This is a genomic window from Kitasatospora sp. NPDC059571 (genome assembly GCF_042735675.1).
GTDB lineage: Bacteria > Actinomycetota > Actinomycetes > Streptomycetales > Streptomycetaceae > Kitasatospora.
This window is the reverse complement of the sequence record NZ_JBHWBW010000072.1, coordinates 16,814-23,523: the sequence shown is the minus strand read 5'-3', so window position 1 is coordinate 23,523 and position 6,710 is coordinate 16,814. Positions and strand designations below refer to the sequence as shown.

Genomic DNA, 6,710 nt, shown 5'->3' with positions numbered 1-6,710 from the left:
GCCCGGCCGTCGGCCCCGCGCTCCGGACGGCCGGCCACACCGTGGTCGCCGCGTCCGGGGTCTCGGCCGCCTCGCGGCGCCGCGCCGAGGCGCTGCTGCCCGGCGTGCGGCTGGTCTCGCCGCCGCAGGTGCTGGCCGCCGCCGACCTGGTGCTGCTGACCGTCCCCGACGACGCGCTCGCCGACCTGGTCGGCGGGCTGGCCGCGACCGGTGCCGTCCGGCCCGGCCAGATCGTGGTGCACACCTCGGGGGCGCACGGCGTCGCGGTACTGGAGCCGGCCGCCCGGGCCGGCGCGCTGCCGCTGGCCCTGCACCCGGCGATGACGTTCACCGGCACCGCGGTCGACCTGGCCCGGCTGGCCGGCTGCCCGTTCGGGGTGACCGCGCCGCCGGAGCTGCGGCCGGTCGCGGAGGCGCTGGTGGTCGAGATGGGCGGCGAGCCCGAGTGGGTGCCGGAGGACGTCCGCGCGCTCTACCACACGGCCCTGGCGCACGGTTCGAACCACCTGGTCACCCTGGTCGCGCAGGCGATGGAGCTGCTGCGCTCGGCGGGCGTGGCCGAGCCGGGGCAGCTGCTCGGCCCGCTGCTGGGCGCGGCCCTCGACAACGCGCTGCGCTCGGGCGACGCGGCACTCACCGGGCCGGTCGCCCGCGGCGACGCGGGCACCCTCCGCCGCCACCTGGACCAGCTGGCCGGGGCCTCCCCGGACATCGGCCCGGCGTACCGGGCGATGGCCCGGGCCACCGCGCAGCGGGCGGTCCGCGGCGGGGCGTTGAAGGAAGAGGCGGCGGCGGCGCTGCTGGACGTACTGAACGAGGAGAAGCACTGATGGCACGCGGCAAGCAGCCGGCGCGGGCGAAGGCCCAGCGCACCACCGTCCTCACCCACTCCGTCGCCGACTTCGAGGCGGCCTTCTGGCCGGACGAGCAGCCGGTGGACAACGCCGTGGTGATGACGATGGGCGCCCTGCACGAGGGGCACGCCGCGCTGATCCGCGCCGCCCGCAAGCAGGTCGGCCGGGACGGCCGGGTGGCGGTGACGGTCTTCGTGAACCCGCTGCAGTTCGGCGCCGGCGAGGACCTGGACCGCTACCCGCGTACGCTCGACGCCGATGTGAAGCTGGCCGGGGAGATGGGCGCCGACGTGGTGTTCGCCCCGTCCGCGGAAGAGGTCTACCCGAACGGGGAGCCGCTGGTGCGGCTGTCCGCGGGCCCGATGGGCGCCGTCTTCGAGGGCGCCAGCCGCCCCGGGCACTTCGACGGCGTGCTGACCGTGGTCGCCAAGCTGCTGCACATCACCGACCCGGACTTCGCCTTCTTCGGCGAGAAGGACGCCCAGCAGCTGGCGATCGTCCGCCGGATGGCCGCCGACCTGGACTTCGACGTGGAGATCGTCGGCGTCCCGACCGTGCGCGAGGAGGACGGCCTGGCACTGTCCTCGCGCAACCGCTTCCTCTCCGACGCCGAGCGCGGGCAGGCCCTCGCCCTGTCCCGGGCGCTGTTCGCCGGCCGGGACGCCGGTGCGCAGGGTGCGAAGGCCGTCCGCGCGGCCGCCGCCGACGCCCTGGACGGCGCCCCCGGCGTCACCCTCGACTACCTCGCCCTGATCGACCCGGACTCCTTCACCGAGGCGCCGGACGACTTCCGGGGCGAGGCGGTGCTGGCCGTCGCCGCGACGGTGGGCTCCACCCGCCTGATCGACAACGTCCACGTCATCTGCCGCTAGGCGGACGACACCCCTGCACCAACCGTCCGGTAACGAGTCCCCCTAGGCATGCACTCACAGGAGGCGTGACCACCTTGCTCCGCACCATGCTCAAGTCCAAGATCCACCGGGCCACCGTGACCCAGGCCGACCTGCACTACGTCGGCTCGGTCACGGTGGACGAGGACCTGCTCGACGCCGCCGACCTGCTCCCCGGGGAGCTGGTCCACATCGTCGACATCAACAACGGCGCCCGCCTGGAGACCTACACGATCGCCGGCCCGCGCGGCTCCGGCGTGATCGGCATCAACGGCGCGGCAGCGCGCCTCGTCCACCCCGGCGACCTGGTGATCCTGATCGCCTACGGGCAGATGGACACCGCGGAGGCCTCGGCGACGCGCCCACGGGCGCTCTCGTGCGCCGGGCGGCGCCGGGACCCGCCCGTCGGGGGCGACGCCGCCGAGGCGCCCGAGGGCAGCGGGCTGGTCCGCGGCGACCTGGTGGCCCCTGTGCCGCGGTCGGCGGGAGCGTACGGTGAGGCGAACGGCGCGGCCACGGCCGCCGCGCACTGAAGGAGCCAGTGAAGTCATGTCGTACCGCCTGACCGCCCCCGCCCCCGGCTGGACCGCGACCACCGACGTCGTCGTGGTCGGCTCCGGCGTGGCCGGCCTCACCGTCGCGCTCAACGTCCGCAAGGCCGGCCTGCGGGCCATGGTGGTCACCAAGGCGATGCTCGACGACGGCTCCACCCGCTGGGCCCAGGGCGGCATCGCCGCCGCCCTGGGCGAGGGGGACACCCCCGAGCAGCACCTGGACGACACCCTGGTGGCCGGTGCCGGCCTCTGCGACGAGGACGCGGTGCGCACCCTCGTCACCGAGGGCCCGGGCGCCGTCCGCCGCCTGATCGCCGTCGGCGCCGCCTTCGATCAGGACGAGGACGGCGAGATCCTGCTCACCCGCGAGGGCGGCCACCACCGCCGGCGGATCGCGCACGCCGGCGGCGACGCCACCGGCGCCGAGATATCGCGCGCCCTGGTCGCGGCCGTCCGCAGCGACCCCGGCATCGAGCTGATCGAGCACGCCCTGGTGCTCGACCTGCTCACCGACGCCGACGGCCACGCGGCCGGCCTCACCCTGCACGTGATGGGCGAGGGCCAGCGGGACGGCGTCGGCGCGGTGCGGGCCCGGGCCGTGGTGCTCGCCACCGGCGGCATGGGCCAGGTGTTCTCCGCCACCACCAACCCGGCCGTCTCGACCGGCGACGGCGTCGCGCTGGCGCTGCGGGCCGGCGCCGAGGTCACCGACCTGGAGTTCGTGCAGTTCCACCCGACCGTGCTCTGGCTCGGCCCGGAGGCCGAGGGCCAGCAGCCGCTGGTCTCGGAGGCCGTCCGCGGCGAGGGCGCGCACCTGGTGGACGCCGCCGGCACCCGCTTCATGGTCGGGCAGCACGAGCTCGCCGAACTCGCCCCGCGCGACATCGTCGCCAAGGCGATCACCCGGCAGATGCAGGCCCAGGGCGCCGAGCACATGTACCTGGACGGGCGGCACTTCGGCGCCGAGATGTGGGAGCAGCGCTTCCCGACCATCCTCGCCTCCTGCCGCGCGCACGGCATCGACCCGGTCACCGGCCTGATCCCGGTCGCGCCCGCGGCGCACTACGCCTCCGGCGGCATCCGCACCGACCTGGCCGGCCGCACCACCGTGCCCGGCCTGTACGCCTGCGGCGAGGTCGCCTGCACCGGTGTGCACGGCGCCAACCGGCTGGCCTCCAACTCGCTGCTGGAGGGGCTGGTCTTCGCCGAGCGGATCGCCGCCGACCTGACCGCCCGGAACGCCGCCGGCGACCTGCCGGAGCGTTCGGTGGACGTGGCCGCGGCCCGGAGCGCCGAGCCGGCCCCGCTGCTCGCCCCGGAGGCCCGGGCCGAGATCCAGCGGCTGATGTCGCGCGGCGCGGGCGTGCTGCGCTCGGCGGCCTCGATGGCGGCCACCGCGGAGGGCCTGGCCGCGCTCGGCCGGGACGCCGCCGCCTACCTCGACGACGGCAAGCCGGCGGACCCCCGGGTGGAGACCTGGGAGGCGGCCAACCTGCACCTGGTGGCCACCGCGCTGGTCGCCGCGGCCGCCCGCCGCGAGGAGACCCGCGGCTGCCACTGGCGCGAGGACTTCCCCGAGCGCGACGACGCCCACTGGCGCCGCCACCTGGTCACCACCCTGTCCGCGGACGGCACCCCGGAACCCCGGTGAGCCCCCGCCCCGCGGCCCGGCCGGGCCGCCCCGTCAATGCTAGGAGTCCCCGATGACCCACGACGAACTTCCCCTCGCCTCCGGCGGCTGCGGGGACGGCTGCGCCTGCGGCGACGGCGAGGCGTACGAGACCGGGCTGGACCCGGCGCTCGCCGCGCTCCTGGAGGAGGCCGGCCTGGACCCGGTCGAGGTCGAGGACATCGCCACCCTCGCGCTGGCCGAGGACCTGGCCGGCGGCGAGGACGTCACCTCGGTCGCCACCGTCCCCGCGGACGCCGTCGCGACCGCCGACTTCACCGCCCGGCAGGCCGGCGTGGTGGCCGGCCTGCGGGTCGCCGAGGCCGTCGTCTCGCTGGTCTGCGAGGAGGAGTTCGAGGTCGAGCGGCACGTCGAGGACGGCGCCCGGGTCGAGGCCGGCCAGGTGCTGCTCTCGGTGCGCAGCCGTACCCGGGACCTGCTGACCGCCGAGCGCAGCGCGCTGAACCTGCTCTGCCACCTGTCCGGCATCGCCACCGCGACCCGGGCCTGGGCGGACGCCCTGGAGGGCACCGGCGCCACCGTCCGGGACACCCGGAAGACCACCCCGGGCCTGCGTGCCCTGGAGAAGTTCGCGGTCCGCTGCGGCGGCGGCGCGAACCACCGGATGGCGCTGTCGGACGCGGCGCTGGTGAAGGACAACCACGTGGTGGCGGCCGGCGGCGTCGCGGAGGCGTTCCGCGCCGTCCGCGCGGCCTACCCGGAGCTGTCGGTGGAGGTCGAGGTCGACACCCTGGAGCAGATCCCGCCGGTGCTGGAGGCCGGTGCGGACCTCGTGCTGCTGGACAACTTCACCGTCGCCGAGCTGAAGGAGGCGGTCGCCCTGGTGGCCGGCCGGGCACGGCTGGAGGCCTCCGGCGGTCTGACCCTGGCCACCGCGCGCGAGGTCGCCGAGACCGGTGTCGACTTCCTGGCGGTCGGCGCACTGACGCACTCCTCGCCGATCCTCGACATCGGCCTGGACCTCCGGTCCTGATCCCCTCTCAGCAGAAAGCCATCCCGTGCTCCTCACCATCGACGTCGGCAACACCCAGACCACGCTCGGCCTGTTCGACGGCGAGGAGATCGTCGAACACTGGCGGATCTCCACCGACGCCCGGCGGACGGCGGACGAGCTGGCCGTCCTGATGCAGGGCCTGATGGGCGCCCACCCGCTCGCGTCCGGCGCGCGGGCGGGCGGCCCGGCCGGCGACGACCGGGTGGCCGGGCTGGCGATCTGTTCGTCGGTGCCGGCCGTGCTCCACGAACTGCGCGAGGTGACCCGCCGCTACTACGGCGACGTGCCCGCGGTGATCGTGGAGCCGGGGGTGAAGACCGGGGTGCACGTCCTGATGGACAACCCCAAGGAGGTCGGCGCCGACCGGATCGTGAACGCGCTCGCCGCGAACCACCTGTACGGCGGCCCGTGCATCGTGGTCGACTTCGGCACCGCGACCACCTTCGACGCGGTGAACGCGCGCGGGGACTACGTGGGCGGCGCGATCTCGCCCGGCATCGAGATCTCGGTGGAGGCGCTCGGCGTCCGGGGCGCCCAGCTGCGCAAGATCGAGTTGGCCCGCCCCCGCAACGTCATCGGCAAGAACACCGTTGAAGGGATGCAGTCCGGCATTCTGTACGGCTTCGCCGGCCAGGTCGACGGCCTGGTCAACCGGATGGCGCGGGAGCTCGCCAAGGACCCGGACGACGTCCAGGTGATCGCCACCGGCGGCCTGGCGCCGCTGGTGCTGGGCGAGGCCGAGACGATCGACGTGCACGAGCCCTGGCTCACGCTGATCGGCCTGCGGCTGGTCTTCGAGCGCAACAAGCCGTGACCGGCGGCGCCGGGCAGAACGGCTGATACCGGGTCAGATCAGCGGCAGATACGCCAATCGGGACAACTGCGGCGCCAATCGTCAGAAATCGGACGTACGCCACGTAGTGTCAACGCATGCCTACGCCACACGGATCGCGCGGCGGCATGGCCTTCAGCGCCGACGAAGTCCGCGTGCTGCGCCGCGCCCTCGCCCAAGCCCTCCACCCGGACCTCCCGGACCGGCTGCCATCGCCCGTGAGCGCCGCCGCCCCGCTGTGGGCGGAGGACGTCCACGAGGCGCTGCGGCTGACCGAGTCCATCGACGAGGCCGCCCGGGAGGGCGGCCGGCTGCGCAGCTTCCTGCTGGCCGATCTGGCCCGCTACCGGGCGGCCCTGCCCGGCGGCGTCCGCGGGTACCTGGACCGGCTGGAGGAGGCGGTGGCCGACGGGTACCTGCCGACCCCCGACGACCTGTCGGCGCTGCGCTCGCTCTCCCGCCAGCCCTGCGGCTCGGCGGAGCGCTCGCGGCGGTCGCGGCTCGCCGGGCGCTGCCACGCGCTGGCCGAGGCGGAGGTCCGCGAGCGGCTCTCCCTCACCTCCGGGCAGCGCCACCTGGCGGCCGTCCCGAGCCCGGCGGCCGAACCCCTGCCCGCGACCCCTCTTGGAGGACGGATCCCGATGAGCACCCCGAAGCCCCCGGCCCCCGCCGAGCGCCAGCAGCCCCGTCGGATGCCCACCCCCGCGGAACTCTTCGGCCGCCGCCCCAAGACCCGGCCGCAGCAGCCCGAGCCCGAGCCCGCCGACGGGGACGAGGAGGCCGAGCTGGCCACCGGCACCGGCTGACGCCCGCCGACCCGGCCCCCCGCCCCCCCGGCCGCGGGCCGGGGCGCGGGCGGTGTGCCCCGGCGGCCCCCCCCCGGGGGGGGGCGGCCC

The 6,710-nt window shown here is 75.8% G+C and carries 7 protein-coding genes; all 7 read left to right on the top strand.

Going from position 1 to position 6,710, the window contains the following annotated elements; genetic code table 11:
• The coding region (locus ACFV0G_RS11495) for a Rossmann-like and DUF2520 domain-containing protein (RefSeq protein WP_380545320.1) at window positions 1–830 on the top strand (830 nt) is incomplete at its 5' end.
• Entirely contained in the window at window positions 830–1,726 is an 897-nt protein-coding gene (gene panC / locus ACFV0G_RS11490) for a pantoate--beta-alanine ligase (protein WP_380545318.1), read from the top strand. The genes ACFV0G_RS11495 and panC, both read left to right, overlap by 1 nt.
• Before the next feature lie 74 nt (window positions 1,727–1,800).
• Window positions 1,801–2,277 carry an aspartate 1-decarboxylase gene (panD, locus tag ACFV0G_RS11485; protein WP_380545324.1) on the top strand — a complete coding sequence of 159 codons (477 nt, stop codon included), beginning with the start codon at window positions 1,801–1,803 and terminating at the stop codon, window positions 2,275–2,277.
• Between the two features lie 16 nt (window positions 2,278–2,293).
• Window positions 2,294–3,949, top strand: a complete 1,656-nt coding sequence (locus ACFV0G_RS11480) for an L-aspartate oxidase (RefSeq protein WP_380545316.1) — start codon at window positions 2,294–2,296, stop codon at window positions 3,947–3,949.
• 52 nt (window positions 3,950–4,001) lie between these two features.
• On the top strand, window positions 4,002–4,961 hold the full coding sequence (gene nadC / locus ACFV0G_RS11475) for a carboxylating nicotinate-nucleotide diphosphorylase (protein ID WP_380545313.1): 960 nt from the start codon (window positions 4,002–4,004) through the stop codon (window positions 4,959–4,961).
• A 25-nt stretch (window positions 4,962–4,986) separates the two neighbouring features.
• Entirely contained in the window at window positions 4,987–5,796 is an 810-nt protein-coding gene (locus ACFV0G_RS11470) for a type III pantothenate kinase (protein ID WP_380545311.1), read from the top strand.
• Window positions 5,797–5,912: 116 nt separating this feature from the next.
• A complete protein-coding gene (locus tag ACFV0G_RS11465) occupies window positions 5,913–6,620 on the top strand; it encodes a hypothetical protein (protein WP_380545309.1) in 708 nt (235 codons plus the stop codon).
• Window positions 6,621–6,710 lie beyond the last annotated feature (90 nt).